General features: G+C 59.6%; 23 protein-coding genes. 11 read left to right on the top strand and 12 right to left on the bottom strand.

What is annotated here, in order from left to right; all coding sequences use genetic code 11:
* Positions 1 to 23 precede the first annotated feature (23 nt).
* Positions 24 to 233, top strand: coding sequence for a cold-shock protein (locus ACM6IQ_RS18420; RefSeq protein ID WP_017336686.1), 210 nt, complete (start codon positions 24 to 26; stop codon positions 231 to 233).
* Between the two features lie 94 nt (positions 234 to 327).
* Here ACM6IQ_RS18420 and ACM6IQ_RS18425 read toward each other — a convergent pair whose 3' ends face one another.
* The 4 genes from ACM6IQ_RS18425 to ACM6IQ_RS18440 all read right to left on the bottom strand — a co-directional run bounded on the left by ACM6IQ_RS18425 (position 328) and on the right by ACM6IQ_RS18440 (position 5554).
* Complete coding sequence (locus ACM6IQ_RS18425) at positions 328 to 705, bottom strand: hypothetical protein (protein ID WP_017336687.1); 378 nt, start codon at positions 703 to 705, stop codon at positions 328 to 330.
* A gap of 76 nt (positions 706 to 781) precedes the next feature.
* The gene (locus ACM6IQ_RS18430; RefSeq protein ID WP_414879495.1) at positions 782 to 1591 is read right to left on the bottom strand and encodes a putative RNA methyltransferase; all 810 of its coding nucleotides are present in this window, start codon (positions 1589 to 1591) and stop codon (positions 782 to 784) included.
* A complete protein-coding gene (dapE, locus tag ACM6IQ_RS18435; protein WP_414879496.1) occupies positions 1591 to 2742 on the bottom strand; it encodes a succinyl-diaminopimelate desuccinylase in 1152 nt (383 codons plus the stop codon). Before dapE ends, ACM6IQ_RS18430 begins: the two co-directional genes overlap by 1 nt.
* Before the next feature lie 220 nt (positions 2743 to 2962).
* Positions 2963 to 5554, bottom strand: coding sequence for a glycosyltransferase (locus ACM6IQ_RS18440; RefSeq protein WP_017336690.1), 2592 nt, complete (start codon positions 5552 to 5554; stop codon positions 2963 to 2965).
* A gap of 271 nt (positions 5555 to 5825) precedes the next feature.
* On the opposite strand from ACM6IQ_RS18440, the gene tcdA reads away from it, so the two are divergent.
* Complete coding sequence (tcdA, locus tag ACM6IQ_RS18445; RefSeq protein ID WP_017336691.1) at positions 5826 to 6644, top strand: tRNA cyclic N6-threonylcarbamoyladenosine(37) synthase TcdA; 819 nt, start codon at positions 5826 to 5828, stop codon at positions 6642 to 6644.
* A 144-nt stretch (positions 6645 to 6788) separates the two neighbouring features.
* On the opposite strand, the gene ACM6IQ_RS18450 is transcribed toward tcdA, so the two are convergent.
* The 4 genes from ACM6IQ_RS18450 to ACM6IQ_RS18465 all read right to left on the bottom strand — a co-directional run bounded on the left by ACM6IQ_RS18450 (position 6789) and on the right by ACM6IQ_RS18465 (position 9913).
* On the bottom strand, positions 6789 to 7193 hold the full coding sequence (locus ACM6IQ_RS18450) for a SufE family protein (RefSeq protein WP_017336692.1): 405 nt from the start codon (positions 7191 to 7193) through the stop codon (positions 6789 to 6791).
* Complete coding sequence (locus ACM6IQ_RS18455; RefSeq protein ID WP_414879497.1) at positions 7190 to 8395, bottom strand: aminotransferase class V-fold PLP-dependent enzyme; 1206 nt, start codon at positions 8393 to 8395, stop codon at positions 7190 to 7192. The genes ACM6IQ_RS18450 and ACM6IQ_RS18455 overlap by 4 nt, the downstream gene beginning before the upstream one ends.
* 141 nt (positions 8396 to 8536) lie before the next feature.
* On the bottom strand, positions 8537 to 9571 hold the full coding sequence (gene dapD / locus ACM6IQ_RS18460) for a 2,3,4,5-tetrahydropyridine-2,6-dicarboxylate N-succinyltransferase (protein ID WP_017336694.1): 1035 nt from the start codon (positions 9569 to 9571) through the stop codon (positions 8537 to 8539).
* Between the two features lie 33 nt (positions 9572 to 9604).
* Positions 9605 to 9913 (bottom strand): arsenate reductase, encoded by a 309-nt coding sequence (locus ACM6IQ_RS18465; RefSeq protein WP_231986532.1) that lies wholly within the window; start codon positions 9911 to 9913, stop codon positions 9605 to 9607.
* Positions 9914 to 10179: 266 nt separating this feature from the next.
* Between ACM6IQ_RS18465 and ACM6IQ_RS18470 the strand changes: the two genes are divergently transcribed.
* Complete coding sequence (locus ACM6IQ_RS18470) at positions 10180 to 11805, top strand: Na+/H+ antiporter (protein ID WP_017336696.1); 1626 nt, start codon at positions 10180 to 10182, stop codon at positions 11803 to 11805.
* Between the two features lie 36 nt (positions 11806 to 11841).
* On the opposite strand, the gene ACM6IQ_RS18475 is transcribed toward ACM6IQ_RS18470, so the two are convergent.
* The 4 genes from ACM6IQ_RS18475 to map all read right to left on the bottom strand — a co-directional run bounded on the left by ACM6IQ_RS18475 (position 11842) and on the right by map (position 17648).
* Complete coding sequence (locus ACM6IQ_RS18475) at positions 11842 to 12585, bottom strand: M12 family metallopeptidase (protein ID WP_414879498.1); 744 nt, start codon at positions 12583 to 12585, stop codon at positions 11842 to 11844.
* A gap of 158 nt (positions 12586 to 12743) precedes the next feature.
* The gene (gene dapC / locus ACM6IQ_RS18480) at positions 12744 to 13943 is read right to left on the bottom strand and encodes a succinyldiaminopimelate transaminase (RefSeq protein WP_414879499.1); all 1200 of its coding nucleotides are present in this window, start codon (positions 13941 to 13943) and stop codon (positions 12744 to 12746) included.
* A 174-nt stretch (positions 13944 to 14117) separates the two neighbouring features.
* Positions 14118 to 16820, bottom strand: a complete 2703-nt coding sequence (locus tag ACM6IQ_RS18485) for a [protein-PII] uridylyltransferase (RefSeq protein WP_414879500.1) — start codon at positions 16818 to 16820, stop codon at positions 14118 to 14120.
* 45 nt (positions 16821 to 16865) lie between these two features.
* Positions 16866 to 17648 carry a type I methionyl aminopeptidase gene (map, locus tag ACM6IQ_RS18490; RefSeq protein WP_017336700.1) on the bottom strand — a complete coding sequence of 261 codons (783 nt, stop codon included), beginning with the start codon at positions 17646 to 17648 and terminating at the stop codon, positions 16866 to 16868.
* A gap of 373 nt (positions 17649 to 18021) precedes the next feature.
* On the opposite strand from map, the gene rpsB reads away from it, so the two are divergent.
* The 8 genes from rpsB (at position 18022) to rseP (ending at position 25497) form a co-directional block, all read left to right on the top strand.
* Complete coding sequence (rpsB, locus tag ACM6IQ_RS18495; RefSeq protein ID WP_007907989.1) at positions 18022 to 18759, top strand: 30S ribosomal protein S2; 738 nt, start codon at positions 18022 to 18024, stop codon at positions 18757 to 18759.
* A 193-nt stretch (positions 18760 to 18952) separates the two neighbouring features.
* Positions 18953 to 19816 carry a translation elongation factor Ts gene (gene tsf / locus ACM6IQ_RS18500; RefSeq protein ID WP_017336701.1) on the top strand — a complete coding sequence of 288 codons (864 nt, stop codon included), beginning with the start codon at positions 18953 to 18955 and terminating at the stop codon, positions 19814 to 19816.
* A gap of 209 nt (positions 19817 to 20025) precedes the next feature.
* A complete protein-coding gene (gene pyrH, locus ACM6IQ_RS18505) occupies positions 20026 to 20769 on the top strand; it encodes a UMP kinase (protein ID WP_003172271.1) in 744 nt (247 codons plus the stop codon).
* Positions 20766 to 21323: a ribosome recycling factor gene (gene frr, locus ACM6IQ_RS18510; protein WP_008028968.1), complete on the top strand. Its 558-nt coding sequence runs from the start codon at positions 20766 to 20768 to the stop codon at positions 21321 to 21323. Before pyrH ends, frr begins: the two co-directional genes overlap by 4 nt.
* A gap of 13 nt (positions 21324 to 21336) precedes the next feature.
* Positions 21337 to 22092 (top strand): polyprenyl diphosphate synthase, encoded by a 756-nt coding sequence (gene uppS / locus ACM6IQ_RS18515; RefSeq protein WP_017336702.1) that lies wholly within the window; start codon positions 21337 to 21339, stop codon positions 22090 to 22092.
* A complete protein-coding gene (locus ACM6IQ_RS18520) occupies positions 22092 to 22904 on the top strand; it encodes a phosphatidate cytidylyltransferase (protein WP_017336703.1) in 813 nt (270 codons plus the stop codon). The genes uppS and ACM6IQ_RS18520 overlap by 1 nt, the downstream gene beginning before the upstream one ends.
* Positions 22901 to 24091: a 1-deoxy-D-xylulose-5-phosphate reductoisomerase gene (ispC, locus tag ACM6IQ_RS18525; RefSeq protein WP_414879501.1), complete on the top strand. Its 1191-nt coding sequence runs from the start codon at positions 22901 to 22903 to the stop codon at positions 24089 to 24091. The genes ACM6IQ_RS18520 and ispC overlap by 4 nt, the downstream gene beginning before the upstream one ends.
* 53 nt (positions 24092 to 24144) lie before the next feature.
* The gene (gene rseP / locus ACM6IQ_RS18530; protein ID WP_017336705.1) at positions 24145 to 25497 is read left to right on the top strand and encodes a sigma E protease regulator RseP; all 1353 of its coding nucleotides are present in this window, start codon (positions 24145 to 24147) and stop codon (positions 25495 to 25497) included.
* Position 25498 lies beyond the last annotated feature (1 nt).

Genomic DNA, 25498 nt, shown 5'->3' on the forward strand with positions numbered 1-25498 from the left:
TAATAAAAAAGGGGTATGAACAAATGGCAACACGTGAAACCGGCAATGTGAAGTGGTTCAACGACGCCAAGGGCTACGGTTTTATTCAGCGCGCGGACGGGGTGGATGTGTTCGTGCACTACCGTGCGATTCGCGGTGAAGGCCACCGCTCGCTGACGGAAGGTCAGCAGGTCGAGTACGCGGTAGTGACCGGCGAGAAGGGGTTGCAGGCTGAGGATGTGGTGGGGCTTTAAGCCTTAAGATCAAAAGATCGCAACCTTCGGCAGCTCCTGCATTGAAGGATGAACACCCTGTAGGAGCTGCCGAAGGCTGCGATCTTTTTGCTTTTTAAGCCGTTTTCCAGGTGATCTCTTCTTCACCGTCGGCGCTGATGCGCATCCAGCGATCCGCTGTCTCTTCACCTTCTTCCTCGACCCAGCTGCCCGGCGCACAACGTACTTCTACGTTCAGCGCAGCAAACGCGGCGCGGGCACAGGCGATGTCGTCTTCCCACGGCGTCTGGTCGCTTTCCAGGTAAAGGCTGTTCCATTTTCCTACGGCTTTCGGCAACCAGGTCACCGGCACGTTGCCGGCCTTGCACTTGTAGGTCTGGCCTTTCTGAACCCAGTCGGTACACGGGCCCAAAGCTTCACCGAGCCAGGTGGCAACGGCCTTGTAGTCGACGTCGGCGTCTTTCAGGTAAATCTCGATATCGGGTTGGCGCATGGATGTCCTCACTGCGGGTCTGAAAAATCCATTCGCGGATTTAGCCGGCCTCAAGCCGTTGCTCAAGACCAAAAAATTATTGAAGTACGAAGTAATCGTAACGCATCGACACGGTGACCTCGAACGGCTCGGCCTGTTCGATGACCGCCGCCCGGCGTTCGGCGCTGGCGCGCCAGCCGTGGGGTGTCATGGCCAACAGGTTGGCGCGATCCTGACCACTTGAAAGCGTCAGTTTGAATTCCAGGGTTTCGCTGTGCTGCAAAGCCATGCCTTGCGGGACCAGCGCCAGGTGCTTGTCGTCGGTGTACTCACGCACTTCATCGTACAGCCGTTCGCGCAATTCCATCAGATGGCCGCTGGTCGGCCCGACTTTCATCAAGCCGCCGCCGGGACTGAGCAAGCGCTTGGCTTCTTCCCAGTCCAGCGGGCTGAAGACGCTGGCGAGAAACTGACAGCTGCCAGAGGCCAGCGGCACCCGCGCCATGCTGGCGATCAACCAGGTCAGCTGCGGGTTGCGTTTGCAGGCGCGTTTGACCGCTTCCCGGGAGATGTCCAGCGCGTAACCGTCAGCGTTGGGCAAGGCCTCGGCGATTTGTGCGGTGTAGTAACCCTCCCCACAACCGATGTCGAGCCAGCGCTGCGGCGCGTATTCAGCCGCCAGTTCAGCGAGGCGCTTGGCCACCGGCGCGTAGTGGCCGGCGTTCAGGAAGTCGCGTCGGGCTTCAACCATCGCCAGGTTATCCCCAGGGTCGCGGCTGTTTTTGTGCTGCACCGGCAACAGGTTCAGATAACCCTGGCGCGCACGGTCGAAACGATGCCCGGCGGGGCAGGCCACACCATTGTCCACCGCGTTCAACGGTTCGTTGCAGATCGGGCAGGCGAGCATCAGGCGAGCAACTTGATCAGGGTCTGGTAGTAGATTTCGGTCAGCACGTCGAGATCAGCGGCCAGCACACGCTCGTTGACCTGGTGGATTGTCGCGTTGACCGGGCCCAGTTCAACCACTTGTGTACCCATGGTCGCGATGAAGCGGCCGTCGGAGGTGCCACCGCTGGTGGACGCCTTGGTGTCGCGACCGGTGACGTCCTTGATGCTTGATGCCACGGCATCCAGCAACGCGCCTGGTTCGGTGAGGAACGGCAGGCCGGACAGCGCCCAGTCGATGTGCCAGTCCAGGCCATGCTTGTCGAGGATGTCGGCGACGCGCTTTTGCAGACCTTCGACGGTGGATTCGGTGGAGAAGCGGAAGTTGAACACCGCCACCAGATCACCCGGGATCACGTTGGTCGCGCCCGTGCCGGAATTCACATTGGAAATCTGGAAACTGGTCGGCGGGAAGAAATCGTTGCCGTGGTCCCAGTGTTCCGCGGCCAGTTCGGCCAGCGCCGGGGCGGCGAGGTGGATCGGGTTCTTGGCCAGGTGTGGATAAGCGACGTGACCCTGCACACCGCGCACGGTCAGTTTGGCGCCAAGGGAACCGCGACGGCCGTTCTTGACCACGTCACCCACCAGCGTGGTGCTCGACGGTTCACCGACGATGCACCAGTCCAGACGCTCCTTGCGAGCGGCGAGGCGCTCGACGACCGCCTTGGTGCCGTGATGCGCCGGGCCTTCTTCGTCGCTGGTGATCAGGAACGCGACCTTGCCCTTGTGATCCGGGTAGTCGGCGACGAAGCGCACGGCGGCCACGGTCATGGACGCGAGGCTGCCTTTCATGTCCGCCGCGCCACGGCCGCAGAGCATGCCGTGTTCGTCGATCAGCGCGTTGAACGGATCGATCTGCCAGGCCGTCACCGGGCCGGTCGGGACCACGTCGGTGTGACCGGCGAAACACAGCACCGGGCCGTCGTGTTTGCCGTGGGTGGCCCAGAAGTTATCCACATCTTCGATGCGCATCGGTTCCAGGGTGAAACCGGCATCGCCCAGGCGCTGCATCATCTGCTTCTGGCAATCGGCGTCGAGCGGCGTCACGGACGGACGGCGGATCAGGTCGATGGCGAGTTGAAGGGTCGGCGAAAGGTCGGCGTGGGCCGTCATGGAAAACTCCGGAGATCATGAATGTGGGCGCGGACTGAATGTGGGAGCCAGCCTGCTGGCGATGGCGGTGTGGCAGTCAACATAAACGGTGATTGTTACATTGCCATCGCGAGCGGGCTCGCTCCCACAGGGATGGATATCACGCCAAGCCCTGCAAAATGGCGGTTATCTTAAAGCAAAACGGCGGCCATTGGCCGCCGTTTAGTGCATCTGCAAAGATTTAGACTGCCGGTGCCGTTTCGGCCTCGACCGCCGGTTTCGGCAGCGAGGACAGGAACGCCATGATCAGCGCCGCCAGGTACGGCAGCGACTGCACCAGCAACATGATCACCCAGAAGCGCATGTCGTTGCTCGGCAGTCCGTTCACCAGGAAGATCCCCAGCGCCGCGCCCCACAACAGCAACATGATGAACACCTCTTCACGGGCTTCCGAAATCGCCACCCAGAAACCGTGGTTATCGGCGTTTTTCGGCGTACGGAAGAACGGAATGCTGCTGGTGAAGAAACCGTACAGCACCGCTTTGGCGATGGTGTGCGACAACGCCAGGCCTGCCAGTGCCGCGCAGAACGCGTCCTTCAGGTTCACGCCAACGGCGCGACGGTACAGGAAGATGATCTTGCCGACCTTGAACACGAACAGCGCCAATGGCGGGATCGCGAAAATCAGCAACGGTGGATCGACGCGCTGCGGAACGATGATCATCGCCGCCGACCACAACAGTGCGCCGACGGTGAAGAAGATGTTCATGCCATCTGCCACCCACGGCAACCAGCCCGCGAGGAAGTGGTAACGCTGGCCGCGGGTCAGCTCGGTGTCCTTGCCGCGCAGCAAACTCGCGGTGTGACGCTTGATGATTTGAATCGCACCGTAGGCCCAGCGGAAACGCTGTTTCTTGAAGTCGATAAAGGTATCGGGCATCAGACCTTTGCCGTAGCTGGTGTGGTAATACGCCGCCGACAAACCTTTCTCGAACACGCGCAGACCCAGTTCGGCATCTTCACAGATGCACCAGTCGGCCCAGCCCAGCTCCTCGAGCACCGAGCGACGGGTCATGGTCATGGTGCCGTGCTGGATGATCGCGTCGCGGTCGTTACGGGTGACCATGCCGATGTGGAAGAAGCCTTTGTATTCCGCATAGCAGAGCTTCTTGAAGGTGCTTTCGTTCTGGTCGCGGTAATCCTGCGGCGACTGCACCACAGCGATTTTCGGATCGGCGAAGTGCGGCACCATGTGCTTGAGCCAGTTCGGGTCGACGCAGTAATCGGAGTCGATCACCGCAATCACTTCCGCATCCTTGGCGGTGTGCGGAATCAGGTAGTTCAGCGCGCCGCCCTTGAAACCGGCCAGCGGTGCGACGTGGAAGAACTTGAAGCGCGGGCCGAGGGTTGCGCAGTAATCGCGCACCGGTTCCCAGACCGCCGGGTCCTTGGTGTTGTTGTCGATGATCAGGACTTCGAAGTCCGGATAGTCGAGATTGGCCAGGGCATTGAGGGTCTGTTTGACCATCTCCGGCGGCTCGTTGTAGCAAGGGACGTGAATCGACACTTTCGGCCTGTAGTCCGAATCGCCTACAACGGGCAGGAATTCACGCCGCCGCTTGTGGGTCCAGACCGCTTCGGCCAGTTCGTGGGCCTCGGTCAGCAATACGATAAAGACCCCGAGCGCGCCGAGTGCGAGCAGGAATCCGACCGTCAGGCTGAACCAGGTGCTGTATTGCTGGCTGTAGTCATAACCGATCCACACCAATACCGAACCGCACAGGAACGCGATAAAGGTCAGGAAGGTACGGCCACGTTGACGCAGGGCCGAGCCGTCGATCATCAGCAAGGTCAGGGACAGCAAGGCCAGTACCGCCGAGCCGATGGCCAGCACGCGCCATTGCGGAATCGCGACCACCGGGCCTTCGAAGTTGAATTTCTGCTGACGCGCGGCGTTGAACACGCCCCAGTACGCGCCCACCGAACCTTCGTCACTGGCTTTCCATGGCTGGTCAAACGCTTCGATCACGAAGTAGTTGAAGCCTTGGCGGTTGAGCTTGTTCACCAGCGTGCGCAGGTAGATCGCCTGATCCGCCGGGCTCGCATCGGTGCCGCCACGCATGCGGCCGTTGCTCGGCCAGCCAACCTCCGAAAGCAACAGCGGTTTTTTCGGGAACATCTTTTTCAGGTCGCGGGCGCGGTCGAGGACGAATTGGCCGGCCTTGTCCACCGGCACGTATTCCCAGTAAGGCAGAACGTGCGCGGCAATCAGATCGACGTGCTTGGCCAGTTCCGGGTGTTCTTCCCAGACGTGCCATTGCTCGGACGTGGTGACCGGGACCTTCACGGCGGCACGGACGCGATCAAGGATCACGCTCAGTTCCGCAGCGGTAATTTCCTTACGGAAGATCGCCTCGTTGCCTACCACCACGCGAACCACGCTGCGTGAGGAGTTGGCGATTTCGATGGCTCGGGTGATCTCGCGCTCGTTGCGTTCCAGGTCCGGGCTGATCCAGATGCCGAGAGTGACCCGCAGGCCGAACTCTTCAGCCAGCTTGGGAATGTCGCCCAGGGTGCCATCGACCGAGTAAGTACGGATGTTGTCCGTCAGCTTGCTCATGATCTCCAGGTCCCGACGCATTTGATCATCGGTCGGATACTGCTCTTTCTGCGGGTACTGGCCTTGCTGGAACGGCGAGTAGGAGAACCCGGAGATTTGTTCGGGCCAGTTGGGGGCGGTGACCGGGCGGTTGATCAGCGCCCAGAAGCCGGTAAACAAGGCTGCGATGGCGAGCACCACGACCAGGTTGAGTCCAAATTTACGCGATGACATAGCTATTTCGGGTTCCAAAGGCTGTGGAACGAAGTTACGGTCGGCGACTGCCAAGGGGCGCGCATCCTACACCGTGCTTTCCCTGACCGTACAGCGGACAGGGAAAAGCCGGACGTTGGGCAATCCAACTTGGCTTAAGTTCTTTCGTTGGACCCTGCAGGTTAAATCTTGGTTCTGTGCAGGCTGAATAATGAGGTCAGGACGCCCGTTCATAGCTCAAAGATGCTCTTGGCCGCCGACGGCCCTATAATGCGCGCCGGTTTTTGGGGTAATGGTCATGAGTACAGAAGATCCGCGGTTTGCAGGCATCGCCCGTTTGTATGGCATCGAAGGGCTTGAGCGCTTGCGTGCGGCCCACGTGGCGATCGTCGGCGTCGGTGGCGTCGGCTCCTGGGCGGCGGAAGCCATCGCCCGTTGCGGCGTTGGCGAGATTTCCCTGTTTGACCTCGACGACGTCTGCGTCAGCAACGCCAACCGCCAGCTGCACGCGCTGGACAGCACGGTCGGCAAACCCAAGGTCGAGGTGATGGCCGAGCGTTTGCGCGGAATCAATCCCGACTGCACGGTGCACGCAGTGCCGGACTTCGTCACCCGCGAGACCATGGCCGAGTACATCACGCCAAATATCGACTGCGTGATCGATTGCATCGACAGCGTCAACGCAAAAGCGGCGCTGATCGCCTGGTGCAAACGCCGCAAGATCCAGATCATCACCACTGGCGGGGCGGGTGGGCAGATTGATCCGACGTTGATTCAGGTCTGCGACTTGAACCGAACGTTCAATGATCCATTGGCTTCTAAGGTACGTTCGACCCTGCGCCGCGATTACAACTTCTCCCGCACCGTGACCCGTCATTACAGCGTGCCGTGCGTGTTTTCCACCGAGCAACTGCGCTATCCGAAACCGGATGGCAGCATTTGCTTGCAGAAGAGTTTTGTCGGGGATGGCGTGAAGCTCGACTGCGCCGGAGGGTTTGGCGCGGTGATGATGGTGACGGCGACGTTTGGCATGGTCGCGGCGACCAAGGCTGTGGATAAGATTGTGGCTGGGGTGCGACGGCCGGCGGATAAGTTGAAGCCAGCACCGTAAACGGACTTGTGTGGCGAGGGAGCTTGCTCCCGCTGGGTTGCGAAGCGGCCCCAAATCCGGAAATTTCGGTGTTTCAGGAGCGTCGTGTGCAACGATGTACGACTGCTTCGCAGCCGAACGGGAGCAAGCTCCCTCGCCACAGGGCTACTGAGCCAACTCATTCATCCGCTGTAACACGGCGTTGAGGCCATTACTCCGCGAGGGCGACAGTTGTCGGGACAAGCCCAACTGGTTGAACCACTCCGGCAAATCCACCTGCTGCAACTCAACCGCCGACAGCCCGTTAACCCGCGCCAGCAACAACGCCACCAACCCGCGAATCAGGCGTGCATCACTGCTCGCGCTGAACTGCCAATGGCCGTCCTGCAACGCGCCTACCAACCACACCTGACTTTCGCAGCCATGTACACGGTTGGCCTCCACCTTGTCCACATCGCTCAACACGGGCAGACGGTCGCCCCATTGCATCAGCAGCCGCGCCCGCTGTTCCCAACTCGCCGTCTTCTGGAAAGTATCCAGCGCCGTGATGGCGTCAGCCGGCAAGTTCATCGCAACAACTCCAGCGCCTGATCCAGCGCTTCAAAGAACCGCTCAAGATCTTCGGAGTCGTTGTACAGCGCCAACGACACCCGAATCGCCCCGGCCAGTTCAAAGCTTTTCAGCAGCGGCATGGCGCAGTGATGACCGGCGCGTACTGCGATGCCCTGTTCGGTGAGCAAATGCGCCAGATCAGCGTTATGCACACCCTCGACGACAAAACTCGCCAGCGCCAGTTGCGGTTTGCCCAGCAGCCGGATGCCGTTGCGGGCCTCAAGGCCTTTCAACAAATAGTCATGCAGTGCCGCTTCATGGGCTGAGACGGCGTCCTGGTCGAGACCCGCGAGGTAATCCAGCGTCGCCCCGAGGCCGATCACACTGGAAATCGGCGGCGTGCCCGCCTCGAATCCCAGCGGCGCCGGGCGAAAGCGTGCGTGCTGGTAATCCGCGTCCAGCACCATTTCGCCGCCGAATTGCCAATGGCGCAGTTGCTTGAGCGCTTCATGGCGTCCGAACAACACGCCCAGGCCATCTGGACCGTAGAGCTTGTGGCTGGAAAACACGTAGAAGTCGCAGCCCAGTGCCTGCACGTCATGCCGACCATGGACCACGCCTTGAGCGCCATCGACCACGGTCAACGCGCTGTGTGCCTTGGCCATCGCCAGCAAGGCGGGCAGCGGCTGCCAGGCGCCGAGCACGTTGGACAACTGACTGACTGCCAGCAAGCGGGTTCGAGGGCCGATCAGCGACGCGGCGGCATCGAGGTCAATCAAACCGTCGGTAGCCAGTGGCAGGATCACCAGCTTCAGCTCGCGACGGTGGGCCAGTTGCTGCCATGGCAGCAGGTTGGCGTGATGCTCCAGGGCACTGATGACAATCTCGTCGCCCGGATTGAACACGTGTTCCAGGCCATAGGCCAGGAGGTTCAGCGCGGAGGTGGCGCCGTGGGTAAAGATGACCTGCCCGCAATCGCCGGCATTCAGCCAGTGGGCGGCTTTGCTGCGGCTGTCCTCGAATGCCTGGGTGGCATGCGCGCCGGGCAAGTGCTGCGCCCGATGCACGTTGGCCGCGCCATTGGCGTAGTAATGCGCCAGGGCATCCAGCAGGGCTTGAGGTTTTTGAGTGGTGGCGGCGTTGTCCAGATAGGTCTGGTCTTGCCGTTGCAGAGCGGCGATGGCCGGAAAATCGGCGCGCCAAGGAGAGGGAATCATCATGTTGTTCGGCCCTGGTGAACATGGGCGGATATGCGCCTGACCTTGTGGGAGCGGGCTTGCCCGCGAAGCTTTTTGGCAGCCTCAAAGGCTCCTTCGCGGGCAAGCCTGCCCCCACAGGTTCAGTTTCGTCGACCGTGACGCTTAGTTGTGAGCGTGCAGCGCTTCGTTCAGTTCGATCGCCGATTTGTGGGTTTTGCATTCCACGGCACCGGTTTCCGAATTGCGGCGGAACAGCAGGTCAGGCTGACCGGCCAGTTCACGGGCCTTCACGACCTTGACCAGCTTGTTGTTCTCGTCCAGCAGTGCCACTTTGGTGCCGGCGGTCACGTACAGGCCCGATTCAACGGTGTTGCGGTCGCCCAACGGGATACCGATACCGGCGTTGGCGCCGATCAGGCAGCCTTCGCCGACCTTGATCACGATGTTGCCGCCACCCGACAGGGTGCCCATGGTCGAGCAACCGCCGCCCAGGTCCGAACCCTTGCCGACGAAGACACCCGCGGAAACGCGGCCTTCGATCATGCCCGGGCCTTCGGTGCCGGCGTTGAAGTTGACGAAACCTTCGTGCATCACGGTGGTGCCTTCGCCGACGTAGGCGCCCAGACGAATACGTGCCGCGTCGGCGATACGCACGCCGGCCGGTACCACGTAGTCGGTCATTTTCGGGAACTTGTCCACCGAGAACACTTCCAGCAGCTCGCCGCGCAGACGGGCTTCCAGTTGATGCTCGGCCAGTTCGGCGAGGTCGATGGCGCCCTGGCTGGTCCACGCGACGTTCGGCAGCAGCGGGAACACGCCGGCCAGGTTCAGGCCATGCGGCTTGACCAGGCGATGGGACAGCAGGTGCAGCTTGAGGTAAGCCTCAGGCGTGGAAGTCAGTTGCGCGTCTTCGGCCAGAATGGTCGCGACCAGCGGTTTGTGGCTCTCGGCCAGACGGGTCAGCAACGCAGCCTGCGCCGCGTCGACGCCTTTGATGGCTTCAGCCAGTTGCGAGGCCTGAGCGGTGCTGAAGGCGATGGCCTGATTGCCTTCGGTATAGCCCAGGACCGGGGCGATGGCCGCGACCAGTTCGGCCGAAGGATTGAGCAATGGCTGTGCGTAAAACACTTCCAGCCACGCGCCTTGACGGTTTTGAGTGCCGACACCAAAGGCCAGGCTGAATACGGTAGTGGACATGTAAATACCTCTAACAAAATTGAACGGGCGGGCTTACTTGAGCGCTGCCGCGTAGATGTCTGGCTTGAAGCCAATCAGGGTTCGGTCACCGAGATCGAGCACCGGGCGCTTGATCATCGAGGGTTGTGCGAGCATCAGTTCGATGGCTTTCGGCTGGTCGAGATCGGCTTTACGTTCGTCGTCGAGCTTGCGAAAGGTCGTGCCTGCACGGTTCAACACCACTTGCCAGCCGTGCTCGTCGCACCATTGGGTCAGGTGTTCACGGTCGATTCCGGCCGTTTTGTAATCGTGAAAGTCATAGCTGACAGCGTGTTCATCGAGCCAGGTGCGCGCCTTTTTCATGGTGTCGCAGGCTTTGATGCCGAAAAGGTGCAACGTTTTGCTTGAAACGGTCAAGGAATTGCCCCCTTTACAGGTGCTGGAAAAAAAGGTGAAGGATTATGCCATGACCGTCCGGTTAAAGCGCGAAACCCTGTGGGACCGGGCGTGTTCCTACAGGGCTATCAGGCTGTCCGTGCCTGCGTGCGACATTGGTGCAACGGTCAGGCAGTAGGGTAAGCGGCTAATATGGCACTTCAATGCTGTCGATTGTCCGGGAACCACGCTTTATGCAAACCGCTTACACCGTCCTGATCCTGTTGATGCTGGTCAGCGTTTCGCGTCTGGTCGGACGGGTGATCCCGTTACCGTTGCCACTGGTGCAAATCGCCGCGGGTGCCTTGCTGGCCTGGCCGACGCTGGGGCTGCATGTGGCGCTGGATCCCGAATTGTTTCTTTTTCTGTTCCTGCCGCCGCTGTTGTTTTCCGACGGCTGGCGCATGCCCAAGCGTGAGTTGTGGCGTTTGCGCGGGCCGATCCTGACCCTGGCGGTGGGCCTGGTATTGTTCACCGTCGTCGGTGCCGGTTATTTCATTCATTGGTTACTGCCAGGCATCCCGCTGCCGGTGGCTTTTGCCCTGGCGGCGGTGTTATCGCCGACGGACGCGGTGGCTGTCTCGGCGATTTCGCAGAACCGCTTGCCGACGCCGTTGATGCACATGTTGCAGGGCGAGGCGCTGATGAATGACGCCTCGGGCCTGGTGACGTTCAAGTTTGCCCTGGCGGCAGCGGTGACCGGCGTGTTCTCCCTGGCCAACGCCAGCGTGACGTTTGTGTTGGTGGCGGTCGGCGGCCTCGCTGTCGGTGTGGCGCTGAGCTGGCTGGTCGGGCGCTTGCGCTCGTGGATGATCGCTCGCGGTTGGGATGATCCTGCCACTCATGTGGTTTTCATGTTGCTGCTGCCGTTTGCGGCTTACGTGCTGGCGGAACGACTTGGCGCATCGGGCATTCTGTCTGCCGTGGCGGCGGGAATGATGCAGAGTTGGCTCGATCTGCTGCCGCGCCAGACCAGCACCCGGTTGCTCAATCGCAGCGTCTGGTCGCTGCTGGAGTTCGCCTTCAATGGCCTGATCTTCCTGCTGCTGGGGTTGCAACTGCCAGACATCATCAAAGCCGTGGTCAGCCACGAAACGTCTTTGTGGCCGACGTTGCTTTACCGTTGTCTCGACGTGCTGGCGATTTTCGTCGTGTTGGTGGTGTTGCGGTTCGTCTGGGTACAGAGCATCTGGCGTCTGTCGGGACTGTTGCGTCGCTGGCGCGGCAAGGGCGAAATGGTCAACGTGCCGACCGCGCGATCCTGCTGGTTGCTGACGGTGGGTGGGGTGCGCGGAGCGGTGACGCTGGCGGGCGTGTTGTCTGTTCCGATGTTGGTAGCGGGTGATGCATTTCCTGAACGAGATCTGCTGATCTTCATTGCGGCCGGGGTCATTCTGCTGTCGCTGATTGCAGCCTGTATCGTGCTGCCCCTGTTGTTGCGTGGCATCGAAAAGAGCCCGGACGACAAACGTCGCAGTGAGGTGCGCGAGGCCTGGCGAAAAACCGCCGAAGCGGCCATTCATGCCCTCGAAGCCGAAGAAGCCAATCCACAGGACGCCGGGCAGGCGGCGCTCGCCGTCGAACTCAAGGCGCGGATCATGTCCGAGTATCGGCATCAGCTGGAGGTGTTCAACGATTCGGCGGAAGCCCAGGCATTGGCGTTTCAGATGGACTTGCTGGAACGGCGTCTGCGTTTGAAGGCGCTACGGGCGCAGCGGCTGGAGTTATATAAGCTCAGTCGTCACCACCAGATTGGTGATGACGTATTGCGGGAAGTGCTGGGTGAGCTGGATTTGAGTGAGGCTAACTTGGGTAAGTGAAGTAATGAGTTCTGCGTACTGGTTCTGGATGATAATTCAGGGGTAAATTTGACGAGCGAAGGCTTTATCACCTGCACTGAGTTGGTGGTTCTCTGGCTGTTCCCAATCGCCGATAGTGCATATATTTAACACTTGGTAGTGCATGATGGAGTGTCGGTCGTAGGCGGTGTAAGTTTGATCGCTGTTACGAGGGAGGGGGAAAAGATTTTTATCTACAGTCTCTTTCGACCAGCCAAAATTCTGTTTGTATAACTGGTAGGTGTTTTCTCTGTTCCAGGGAATAGTCGCATCGGGATGTTGATGTTCATGGGTCAAGCCCAAGGCATGCCCGAATTCATGAATGACAAGCGCTTCATAGCCGATGGAGGTGTAATTTGTTCCCAGCAGCAATGTTGGCTCCGTAGCGGGGGTTGCTCGCGCATCGGTACCAAGTGCCGAGCGTCCGGTGCCGTTGTACAGCCGGGACAGGTAAATCCGGATATCACCTTCGTACAAGTCTTCGTCGTCAACCAGTTCAACGAATTCGAAAGTCAGATTGACGTAGGGCAGCCATTGCTTGATGGCATTTTTGACTATTTCAAACCCGCCATCGTCATAGTCGCTGATAGCGATTTTTAACTTTCTGCCGGGTGCCCAGTATTTAGTGTGTTTGCCGATAGATCGCTTGTTGCGCCCGGATGACGTGTTGGGTGAATTGGCCGGGTTTTCGCTAATGGCGGCTTCATAAGAAGCCGTAATATCTGCGGGTGTTTCTATGAGGCAAGGAGTGATAGTTGTCATTATAACTTCCATGTTGGTTATGTATTTAGGCGGGAGGGTGTTGTGGCTAAAGAGGTTAATCTGAGAGTGTGTATAAATAAAGTTTGTTTTTTGGTTGTGCTGTAACTTTGTATTTGAACAAGCCTGCACTGCGTTGCACAGTGCAGGCTTTACTAATATTACTGGCGGCGAGAAATAAAGTTGTGAATGCGTTCGGCCGCTTCAACACATTCCGCCAGTGGAGCCACCAGCGCCATCCGCACTCGGCCGGCACCCGGATTGAAACCATCAACTTCCCGAGACAGATACGAGCCTGGCACCACAGTCACATGTTCCTCAACGAACAGATCGCGGCAGAACGCTTCATCATCGCCAGCAACGTTCGGCCACAAGTAGAAACCGCCATCCGGGCGTTGCACGTCCATCACCGGGCCGAGGATTTTCAGCACCGCATCATACTTCTCGCGATACAGCGCACGGTTGGCCCGCACATGCACTTCGTCATTCCAGGCGGCAACGCTCGCCAGTTGCGTTTGAACCGGCATCGCGCAGCCGTGATAAGTGCGGTACAGCAGGAAGCCTTTGAGAATGTCGGCGTCACCCGCGACGAACCCCGAACGCAGGCCTGGCAGGTTGGAGCGCTTGGACAGGCTATGGAACACCACACAACGCTTGAAGTCCTTGCGACCCAATTCCGCACAGGCGCTGAGCAGGCCGGCCGGTGGGGTTTGTTCGTCGAAGTACAGTTCGCTGTAGCACTCGTCCGCCGCAATCACGAAGTCGTATTCGTCGGCGAGGGCGATCAGCTTTTTCAGGGTTTCAACCGGGATCAAGGCGCCAGTCGGATTGCCTGGCGAGCACAGAAACAGGATCTGGCAGCGTTTCCAGATGTCCGGGGAAACGGCATCGAAGTCCGGGTTGAAGCCGTTTTCATCCAGGCACGGCAGGTAATGCGGCTTGGCGCCGGCGAGGAACGCAGCACCTTCATAGATTTGATAGAACGGGTTCGGGCTGACCACCAGCGCATCGTCGCCACGGTTGACCACGGTCTGGGTGAAGGCGAACAGAGCCTCACGCGTGCCGTTGACCGGCAGCACGTTGCGCGCCGGGGCGAGCCAGCCGCTCGGGAGGTTGAAGCGGCGTTCGCACCACGCGGCGATGGCTTCACGCAGCGCCGGAATACCGAGTGTTGTCGGGTAAACGGCCATCTGATCCAGATTGCTGGACAGGGCTTCGGCGACAAAGCTTGGCGAACGGTGCTTCGGCTCGCCGATGGACAAGGCGATAGGGCGTTTGTCCGGGTTTGGCGTGACGCTGCCGAGCAGGGCGCGGAGCTTCTCGAACGGGTAGGGCTGGAGCTGGGTCAGAGCGTTGTTCATCGGGGGCCTCTTTCATTGTGGGGGCGAGCCCTGTGGCGAGTTGGTTTATCCCCGTGGGGGCGCGAAGCGGCCCCGGCATTTCAAAGTTAAACCGCGTTTACGACTGCTTCGCAGCCGAACGGGGATAAATCCCCTCGGCACAGGGCTCGCCCCCACAGGGGGAAATTTGTTAATTCAGATACTGATTCGCGACAACTTGATATCGGGTTCGTTACTGACGGTCAGCTGCTCAACGATCGCATCCTGCAAGCGGCTGCACAGCAATGGGTCGGACAATGGCTGGTTATTGGCGTCGGTGATGAAGAACACGTCTTCCACGCGTTCGCCGAGCGTCGCAATCTTGGCGTTCTGCAGCGACAGGTCGAACTCCAGGAAAATCGTACCGATCCGCGCCAGCAAGCCCGGCCGATCCGGGGCACTGAGCTCCAGCACCGTCACCGGCCGCTGGGCGTCGTTGTGGATCGTCACCTGCGGTGCAAACGCGAAATGCTTGAGCTGGCGCGGCACCCGTCGCTGGATGATCGTCGGGTAATCGTCCGGGTTGCGCAGGGCTTCGGTCAGGCCTTCGCGGATCTGTTTGACCCGTGCCGGATTATCGCCGATCGAATCGCCGTCAGTGTCGAGCACGATGTAGGTGTCGAGGGTGAACTGACTGCTGGACGTGATGACCCGGGCGTCGTGAATGTTCAGGTTCAACTGATCCATCGCCGCCACGGTCACGGCGAAGAAGTCGTGCTGGTCCGGCGCATAAATGAAGATCTGCGTACCGCCCTCGAACTCGCGCTGGGTGGTTTCCTTGATCAGCACCAACGGCCCGCCATCGGCCGGCTGCTGCAGGATCGCGTCGGTGTGCCAGGCCACGTCGCCGGCAGTGTGACGCAGGAAATAATCATCACCCAATTGCGACCACAACTGTTCGACGTCGTCCGGGTCGTTGCCGCCGCGCACCAGAATATCGAGGGCGGCGCTCTGGGTCTGGCGGATCTGCATTTCACGATCCACCGGATTCTCCAGACCGCGGCGCAAGGCGCGCTTGGTCTCGGTGTAGAGCTGGCGCAACAGGCTGGCGCGCCAGGAGTTCCACAGTGTCGGGTTGGTGGCGTTGATGTCGGCGACGGTCAACACGTACAGATAATCAAGGCGGGTTTCGTCACCGACGATCTGCGCAAAATCGTGGATCACTTGCGGGTCGGACAAGTCTTTGCGCTGGGCAGTGGTCGACATCACCAGGTGGTTCTGCACCAGCCAGACGATCAGGCGGCTGTCCCACACCGGCAGCTGGTGGCGCTGGCAAAAGGCCTCGGCATCCACGGCGCCGATTTCCGAGTGATCGCCATGCCGGCCCTTGCCGATGTCGTGGTACAGCCCGGCCAGGTAGATCAGCTCGGGCTTGGGCAGCTTGCCCATGAGCTTGCTGGCCAGCGGGAATTTTTCCGACACTTGCGTGTATTGCAGCTTACGCAAGTGCTTGATCAGGTTCAGCGTGTGCGCGTCGACCGTGTAGATGTGAAACAGGTCATGCTGCATCTGCCCGACAATGAAGCCGAACTCCGGCAGATAACGCCCGAGAATGCCGTAACGATTCATCCGTCGCAGGTTGCGGTGGATGCCGATCTTGCACTTGAACAGCTCGATGAACAGGCTGGTGTTACGAATATCGTTGCGGAAATCGTCGTCGATCAAATGACGGTTTTCCCGCAGCAGACGAATCGTGTCGGCACGCACGCCCTTGATTTCCGGCTGCTGGGCCATCAGCACGAAAATCTCGAGCATGGCGAACGGCGTGCGGCGGAATACATTGTCGTTGCGTGCCTCGATGTAACCGTCGTGCAACTGGAACCGCGAGTTGATCGGTTGCGGCGGCGCTTCATCTTCCGGCGCCAGGATGACTTCCTCGAAGTGCTGGATGATCAGGTCGCTGAGCTGCGCGATGCTCATGACCACCCGGTAATACTGCTGCATGAAGTTTTCGATGGCTTGCTTGGCGTCATCGCCCTCGAAGCCCAGCAGGCCGGCAATCGAACGCTGGTGGTCGAACAGCAAGCGGTCTTCGGAGCGACCGGCGAGCATGTGCAGCGCGTAACGAACCTTCCACAGGAATTCCTGAGAAGAGGCCAGCAGGGCATTCTCGCTCTCGACCAGGAAACCTTCCCCGGCCAGTGCCCGCAGGTTCAGGGTGCCGTACTCGCGACGGGCCACCCACAGAATCGTCTGAATATCCCGTAGTCCGCCGGGCGAGCCTTTGACGTTGGGTTCCAGGTTGTATTCGGTGTCGTTGTACTTATGGTGACGGGCCTTCTGCTCGGCGCGCTTGGCCAGGAAGAAGTCCTTGCTCGGCCACATGTGCGCGGTGCTGGTGACATCCAACATGCGCTGACGCAGGCGTTCGGGGCCGGCGATGGTGCGGCTTTCCATCAGGTTGGTGATCACCGTCAGGTCGGCGCGGGCTTCTACCGCGCATTCGTCGACGGAGCGAACGCTCTGACCGACTTCCAGGCCGATGTCCCACAACAGCGTCAGAAAACGCTCGATGGAATCACGGAAAACTTCGTGGTCGGCGCTGTCCAGCAGGATCAGCAGGTCGATATCGGAGAAAGGATGCAACTCCCCACGACCGTAGCCGCCGACCGCGACCAGCGCGATGTCGGCGTCTTCGCTCCAGTTGAACTGCTCCCAGGCCTTTTGCAGGATGTTGTCGACGAACCAGGCGCGATCCTCGATCAGTCGGCGAATCTCCCGGCCGCTGCGAAAGCGTCCGTCAAGGACCTCTCGGGCCTGGCGGATCGCCTTTTTGAAAGCAGCGATCGGGCTGGCCTTCAGGGCCAGTTCAGCCTGGAACTGGCCACGGTCGAAGAGTTCGGGATCCACCTGCGGCATCGATTGGCTTTCCTTTCTATAAGGCTGGGAGCGGCGCGGTCCGGATCAGGCCGAAACGCGCGGGATGGTGTCATCGCTGCGCAAGGTGAAGATCTCGTAACCGGTCTCGGTCACTACCAATGTGTGCTCCCACTGTGCCGACAACTTGCGGTCCTTGGTGATCGCGGTCCAGCCGTCGCCCAGCACTTTTGTGTCGGCCTTGCCCTGGTTGATCATCGGCTCGATAGTGAAGGTCATGCCGGCCTTCAGTTCCATGCCGGTGCCGGCGCGGCCGTAGTGCAGGATCTGCGGCTCTTCGTGGAACACCTTGCCGATACCGTGGCCGCAGAACTCGCGAACCACCGAGAAACCGTTCTTTTCGGCGTGCTTCTGGATCACTTCACCGATGTCGCCCAGGCGGCAGCCGGGTTTGACGATCTCGATGGCCTTGTACATGCATTCCTGGGTCACTTGCGACAGGCGCTCGGCCCAGACCGGCACAGTGCCGACGTGGAACATGCGGCTGGTGTCGCCGTGGAAGCCATCCTTGATCACGGTGACGTCGATGTTCAGCGTGTCCCCGTCCTTCAATGGCTTCTCGTTCGGAATGCCGTGGCAGACCACGTGGTTGATCGAGGTGCAGATCGACTTCGGGTAGCCCTTGTAGTTGAGCGGGGCAGGAATGGCCTGCTGCACGTTGACGATGTAGTCGTGGCAGATGCGGTCCAGCTCTTCGGTGGTGATGCCCGGCTTGACGTGTTCAGCAATCATTTCCAGGACATCGGCGGCCAGTTTGCCGGCGACACGCATTTTTGCGATGTCCTCCGGGGTTTTGAGGGTGACGGTCATACAGGCTCTCTCTGCGCTCGATGGCGCTTGCTAACACGGAATGGGCAATGTGCGATCGATGTTCGCCGCCCTGAAAAACGCGATTCTAACAGACGATCAGCGCAAATCTGAGCCTCTGTGCATCGCTTCTCTCTATAGATGGGCGCATTCTTGAGCGATTCCAAGGGCGCGGATGAAGGCGCGCGTCAGGAATTGAGAATCCGGGTTCCGTTTTTGCGAGCCCTGTGGTATAAAATGCGCCGCTTTCCGGGGATGCCCCGAAAGGCTTAAATCCACACACGTGTCGACACGATGACCTGGGTGCCTTCAGCTGATGCTGCTGGTTGGTCATTGGGATACGTGGAGGCCAAACCCGACTTATTAAGGAACTATCATGTCCCAAGTCAACATGCGCGATATGCTGAAGGCCGGTGTGCACTTCGGTCACCAGACCCGTTACTGGAACCCGAAAATGGGCAAGTACATTTTCGGCGCGCGTAACAAGATCCACATCATCAACCTTGAAAAAACCCTGCCAATGTTCAACGAAGCTCTGACTTTCGTAGAGCGTCTGGCCCAGGGCAAAAACAAGATTCTGTTCGTTGGCACCAAGCGTTCCGCTGGCAAGATCGTTGCTGAAGAAGCAGCACGTTGCGGTTCGCCGTACGTCGATCACCGCTGGTTGGGCGGCATGCTGACCAACTTCAAAACCATCCGTGCTTCCATCAAGCGTCTGCGTGACCTTGAAGTGCAAGCCGAAGACGGTACTTTCGCCAAGCTGACCAAGAAAGAAGCGCTGATGCGCACTCGCGATCTTGAGAAGCTCGATCGTTCCCTGGGTGGTATCAAGGACATGGGTGGTCTGCCAGACGCTCTGTTCGTTATCGACGTTGATCACGAGCGCATCGCGATCACCGAAGCCAACAAGCTGGGCATCCCGGTTATCGGCGTAGTCGATACCAACAGCAGCCCGGAAGGCGTTGACTACATCATCCCAGGCAACGATGACGCAATCCGCGCTATCCAGCTGTACATGGGTTCGATGGCTGACGCTGTAATCCGCGGTCGCAACCACGTTGCTGGCGGCACCGAGCAGTTCGTTGAAGAAGCTCCGGCAGCTGCAGCTGAGTAATTGACGCCTTGGCGTTGACTCAGTAAGCAAAAAGGGGGCTTGGCCCCCTTTTTGCCACCTCGAAAACCATTTGTCTGGTGGCGCAATTACAGCGTTTGTAACTTGCAGCTGCTAACAAGGGTGGTTCGGGAAGAATTGAACGCCCGTTCGATCGGGTGGAATGGTTGAAAACCTATCCAAGAGGAATTTTGAAATGGCAGAGATTACTGCAGCGTTGGTCAAAGAACTGCGCGAGCGTACTGGCGAAGGCATGATGGACTGCAAAAAGGCCTTGACCAAGGCTGGCGGCGACATCGAAAAAGCCATTGATGACATGCGCGCTTCGGGCGCCATCAAGGCTGCCAAGAAAGCAGGCAACGTAGCTGCTGAAGGCGCGATCGCACTGAAGGAAGACGGTAAATCCGCCGTTCTGCTGGAAGTGAACTCGCAGACCGACTTCCTGGCTCTGCAGGACGACTTCAAGGCATTTGTCGCTTCCAGCGTTGAAAAGGCGTTCGCTGACAAACTGACTGACGTCGCTCCGCTGATCGAAGCTCAAGAAGCCGATCGCCTGGTTCTGGTCGGCAAGGTTGGCGAAAACGTCAACATCCGTCGCCTGGTTCGCGTTGAAGGTGATGTGGTTGGTGGTTACCTGCACGGCAACAAGATCGGTGTTGCGGTTGTTCTGAAGGGCGGCAACGTTGAGCTGGCCAAAGACATCGCTATGCACGTAGCGGCCAGCAACCCTGAGTTCCTGCTGCCATCGGAAGTTTCGGCTGAAGCTATCGAGCGCGAAAAAGCCGTGTTCCTGCAGCTGAACGAAGAAAAAATCAAAGGCAAGCCAGAAAACATTGTTGAGAACATGGTCAAAGGCCGTATCAGCAAGTTCCTGGCTGAAGCGAGCCTGGTTGAGCAGGCGTTCGTCAAGAACCCTGAAGTCAAGGTCGGCGAACTGGCCAAGAAAGCCGGTGCTGAAATCGTTTCTTTCACCTACTTCAAAGTAGGCGAAGGCATCGAGAAGCCGGTCGACAACTTCGCTGAAGAAGTTGCTGCCCAGCTGGCTGCCGCCAAGCAATAAGACGGTTTTTCAACTGTCGCCCTGAAGAGGCTGCCCGCTTACGCGCGCAGCCTCTTTTCAGATGGGGCACCAATTTTTATTGGTTTCCCTTTGGAACTGGCTTACAAAGCCATGTTCCGATGGCGCTGAAGCAGCGCCAAGCTAGAGTGAACGCCAGCTGTAAACAGCTCGCAAAGAATTTTTAAAATACGCCGCAGGAGAGATTCGCAATGGCTCAGCAGGGCAGTGGTTATCAGGCTCGCTATAAACGCATTCTACTCAAGCTTAGCGGCGAGGCCCTGATGGGCTCGGAAGAGTTCGGGATCGATCCGAAAGTTCTGGATCGCATGGCGCTGGAAGTCGGCCAACTGGTCGGCATCGGTGTCCAGGTCGGTCTGGTGATCGGCGGCGGCAACCTGTTCCGCGGCGCAGCGCTGAGCGCAGCCGGCATGGATCGGGTCACGGGCGACCACATGGGCATGCTGGCCACTGTGATGAACGCCCTGGCCATGCGCGACGCGCTGGAACGTGCCAATATCTCGGCCATCGTGATGTCGGCCATTTCCATGGTTGGCGTGACCGATCACTATGATCGCCGCAAAGCCATGCGCCACCTGAACGCCAAGGAAGTCGTGATCTTCGCGGCTGGCACCGGCAATCCGTTCTTTACCACGGATTCGGCAGCCTGCTTGCGTGCGATCGAAATCGACGCTGACGTCGTGTTGAAAGCGACCAAGGTCGATGGTGTCTACACCGCCGATCCATTCAAGGACCCGCATGCCGAGAAGTTCGATCATCTGACCTACGATGAAGTGCTGGATCGCAAGCTGGGCGTGATGGATCTGACGGCCATTTGCCTGTGCCGCGACCACAAGATGCCGTTGCGCGTATTTAACATGAACAAGCCCGGCGCCCTGCTGAACATCGTGCATGGCGGCGCTGAAGGGACCCTGATCGAGGAAGGCCAACAATGATCAACGAAATCAAGAAAGACGCTAAAGAGCGTATGCAGAAATCCGTCGAGTCGCTGATGCACAACTTCGGCCGTATTCGTACCGGTCAGGCGCACCCGAGCATTCTGGAAGGCGTGATGGTGCCGTACTACGGTTCCGATACTCCGATCAAGCAAGTGGCGAACATCACCGTCAAGGACGCCCGTACCCTGCAAGTCGTTGCCTTCGAGCGCAACATGCTGGGTGCTGTCGATAAAGCCATCGGCAGCGCCGGTCTGAACCTCAACCCGACCAACCTGGGTGAGCTGCTGCTGATCTCCATGCCGGCCCTGACCGAAGAAACCCGCAAGGGCTTCACCAAGCAGGCCCGCGATGTTGCTGAAGACGCCCGTGTTGCCGTGCGCAACATCCGTCGTGACGCGAACAGCCAGCTCAAGGATCTGGTCAAGGAAAAGGAAATCAGCGAAGACGAAGAGCGTCGCGCCACTGGCGAGATCGATGATCTGACCAAAAAGTACGTGGCTGAAATCGACGCGAATCTGGCGCAGAAAGAAAAAGACCTGATGGCCGTATAAGGGTCGCGTTTTCATGGAAAAGACCAAGCAGGTTGCGCCGTCCGCGGTGCCGCGCCATGTCGCGATCATCATGGATGGCAATAATCGCTGGGCGAAAAAACGCTTTATGCCGGGTGTCGCCGGGCATAAAGCGGGTGTGGATGCGGTTCGTGCAGTGATCGAGGTGTGTGCCGAGGCCAAGGTCGAGGTATTGACCCTGTTCGCCTTTTCCAGCGAGAACTGGCAGCGCCCGGCCGATGAGGTCAGTGCCTTGATGGACCTGTTCTTCAAGGCATTGCGTCGCGAGGCCAAGCGCCTCAACGAAAACAACATCAGTCTGCGCATCATTGGCGACCGTTCGCGTTTTCATCCAGAGCTTCAGGCGGCCATGCGCGAGGCTGAAGCCATGACCGCGGGCGCCAATCGCTTCGTCCTGCAGATCGCCGCCAACTACGGCGGTCAGTGGGACATCGCGCAAGCCGCGCAGCGTCTGGCGCGGGAAGTTCAGGCCGGTCATCTGCGTCCGGAAGACATTACCCCGGAACTGTTGCAAGCCTGCCTGGCCACCGGCGACCTGCCGTTGCCGGACCTGTGCATTCGCACCGGTGGCGAACACCGCATCAGCAACTTCCTGTTGTGGCAACTGGCCTACGCCGAGTTGTACTTCTCCGACCTGTTCTGGCCGGACTTCAAACACGACGCCATGCGCACCGCGCTGGCCGATTTCGCTTCTCGTCAGCGTCGCTTCGGTAAAACGAGCGAGCAGGTCGAGGCTGGAGCCCGGGTTTAATGCTTAAACAACGAATCATCACTGCGCTGATACTGCTGCCGATTGCCTTGTGCGGGTTTTTCCTGCTTGAAGGTTCCGGCTTCGCGCTGTTCATCGGGTTGGTCGTAACCCTCGGTGCCTGGGAATGGGCGCGCCTGGCGGGTTTCGCCGCTCAACCGATTCGCGTCGCCTACGCAGCAGTGGTCGCGTTGATGTTGTTTGTCATGCATATCCTGCCGGGACTTGCACCCTGGGTGTTGGGTGCCTCGGTGCTGTGGTGGGGCGTGGCGACGTATCTGGTGCTGACCTATCCGCGTTCGAGCGAGCATTGGTCCGCAGCAGCGACCAAATTGGTGATCGGCCTGTTGATTCTCCTGCCGGCATGGCAAGGTCTGGTCGAAATCAAAAAACACGATTCCGGCAATGGCAATCTACTGATTTTGGCCGTGATGGTGCTGGTCTGGGGTGCCGATATTGGCGCCTATTTTTCCGGCCGGGCCTTCGGCAAGCGCAAGCTCGCGCCGCTGGTCAGCCCCGGCAAGAGCTGGGAAGGCGTGTATGGCGGCCTGGCGCTGAGCCTGGTCATCACCGTCATTGTCGGCCTGGTTCGCGACTGGACGGTTGCCGAGCTTTTCAAAGGGTTGATCGGTGCGGCCATTATCGTGTTCATCTCGGTGGTGGGCGACCTCACCGAAAGCATGTTCAAGCGCCAGTCCGGGATCAAGGACAGCAGTAATCTGCTGCCCGGTCACGGCGGTGTGCTGGATCGCATCGACAGCCTGACGGCCGCGATCCCTGTATTTGCTGTGCTGCTGTGGATGGCGGCACCGTGAGCCGCCCGCAGCAGATTACGGTCCTGGGTGCGACCGGTTCGATCGGTCTGAGCACGCTGGACGTCATTGCCCGACATCCCGAGCGGTATCAGGTTTTTGCCTTGAGCGGCTTCACGCGTCTGAGCGAGTTGCACGCGCTTTGCGTCCGGCATGTGCCGCGGTTCGCCGTCGTGCCAGAGCACAACGCCGCCCGGGTGTTGCAGGACGATTTGCGTGCAGCCGGTCTGTCGACTCGCGTGCTGGTGGGGGAGGCGGGCCTGCGTCAGGTCGCCTCCGATCCTGATGTCGACACGGTCATGGCGGCCATTGTCGGTGCGGCGGGCTTGCGTCCGACCCTGGCGGCAGTTGAGGCCGGTAAGAAAATTCTGCTGGCCAACAAAGAAGCGCTGGTGATGTCCGGCGCGCTGTTCATGCAGGCCGTACGCAAAAGCGGTTCGGTGCTGCTGCCGATCGACAGCGAGCACAACGCGATTTTCCAGTGCATGCCACAGGATTTTTCCCGTGGGCTCGGGGTCGTGGGCGTTCGTCGGATCTTGCTGACAGCCTCTGGCGGTCCGTTCCGGCAGACACCCTTGGCCGAACTGGCCGATGTAACGCCTGAGCAGGCCTGTGCGCACCCGACCTGGTCCATGGGGCGCAAGATCTCCGTGGATTCGGCGAGCATGATGAACAAGGGGCTCGAGCTGATCGAAGCCTGCTGGCTGTTCGACGCCAAGCCTTCCCAGGTCGAAGTGGTGATTCACCCGCAGAGTGTGATTCATTCGCTGGTCGACTACATCGACGGTTCGGTATTGGCGCAGCTGGGCAATCCCGACATGCGCACGCCGATCGCCAACGCCTTGGCCTGGCCGGAGCGTATCGATTCGGGCGTTGCTCCGCTGGATCTGTTCGCCATCGCACGTCTGGACTTCCAGGCGCCCGATGAAGAGCGTTTCCCATGCCTGCGCCTGGCGCGTCAGGCCGCCGAGGCGGGCAATAGCGCGCCAGCCATGCTCAATGCGGCAAATGAAGTAGCAGTCGCCGCCTTTCTCGACGGGCGGGTTCGCTATCTGGAAATCGCGAGTATCATCGAGGAAGTCTTGAATCTCGAGCCTGTGGTAGCGGTGAATGATCTCGAGGCGGTGTTCACGGCTGACGCGAAGGCGCGAGCCCTGGTGGAGCAATGGTTGAGTCGCCACGGGCGGTAAGTGCTGCAACAGGTTGGCCCATGCAGCACTGGATAGGATTGCGGAGAAAGTAGATGAGCGCGCTCTATATGATTGTCGGCACCCTGGTAGCCCTGGGCGTGCTGGTCACCTTCCACGAATTCGGCCATTTCTGGGTCGCGCGTCGCTGTGGGGTCAAAGTGCTGCGCTTCTCCGTGGGCTTCGGCATGCCGTTGCTGCGCTGGCACGACAAGAAAGGCACTGAGTTCGTCGTCGCCGCGATTCCGCTGGGTGGCTACGTGAAAATGCTCGACGAGCGCGAAGGCGAAGTGCCGGCCGATCAGCTCGATCAGTCCTTCAATCGCAAGTCCGTCCGTCAGCGCATCGCAATCGTGTCGGCGGGGCCGATTGCCAACTTTTTACTGGCGATGATTTTTTTCTGGGTGCTCGCGATGCTCGGCAGCGAGCAGGTGCGGCCTGTCATCGGTGCCGTAGAGTCCGGCAGTATCGCGGCCAAGGCCGGTTTGAGCCCGGGTCAGGAAATTGTCGCCATCGATGGTGAGCCAACGTCGGGTTGGGGTGCGGTCAATCTGCAGCTGGTTCGTCGTCTGGGTGAGAGCGGTTCGCTGCAGGTGCTGGTGCGCGATCAGGGGTCCACAGCGGATTCGCCTCGTGAACTGGTCCTGGATAAATGGCTCAAGGGCGCGGATGAACCGGATCCGATTCGCTCGTTGGGTATTCGTCCTTGGCGTCCGGCGTTGCCGCCAGTGCTGGCCGAGCTTGACCCGAAAGGTCCGGCGCAGGCAGCGGGCCTGAAAACCGGTGACCGGTTGTTGGCGCTTGATGGCAAGGCGCTGGATGACTGGCAGCAGGTGGTCGATACCGTTCGTACGCAACCAGATACCAAAATCATGCTGCGCATCGAGCGCGATGGTGCTCAAATCGACGTCCCCGTGACGCTGGCCGCTCGTGGCGAGAAGAAAGCCCCCAGCGGTTATCTGGGGGCTGGGGTGAAAGCGATCGATTGGCCACCGGAGATGATTCGCGAGGTCAGTTACGGTCCTTTGGCTGCGATTGGCGAGGGGGCTCGACGCACTTGGACCATGAGCGTACTGACCCTCGATTCACTCAAGAAAATGTTGTTCGGTGAGCTCTCGGTAAAAAACTTGAGTGGACCGATAACCATTGCTAAAGTGGCGGGCGCTTCTGCCCAGTCGGGCGTCGCTGATTTCCTGAATTTCCTTGCTTATCTGAGTATTAGCCTGGGGGTTCTGAATTTGTTGCCCATTCCTGTACTGGATGGGGGGCATTTGTTGTTTTATCTGATCGAGTGGGCGCGTGGTCGTCCCTTGTCGGATCGGGTGCAGGGTTGGGGGATACAGATCGGCATCAGTTTGGTGGTCGGGGTGATGTTGCTTGCTCTGGTCAATGATTTGGGCCGTCTGTAAC

Source organism: Pseudomonas sp. IT-P100 (genome assembly GCF_949767185.1).
GTDB classification, from domain to species: Bacteria; Pseudomonadota; Gammaproteobacteria; order Pseudomonadales; family Pseudomonadaceae; genus Aquipseudomonas; species Aquipseudomonas fluorescens_B.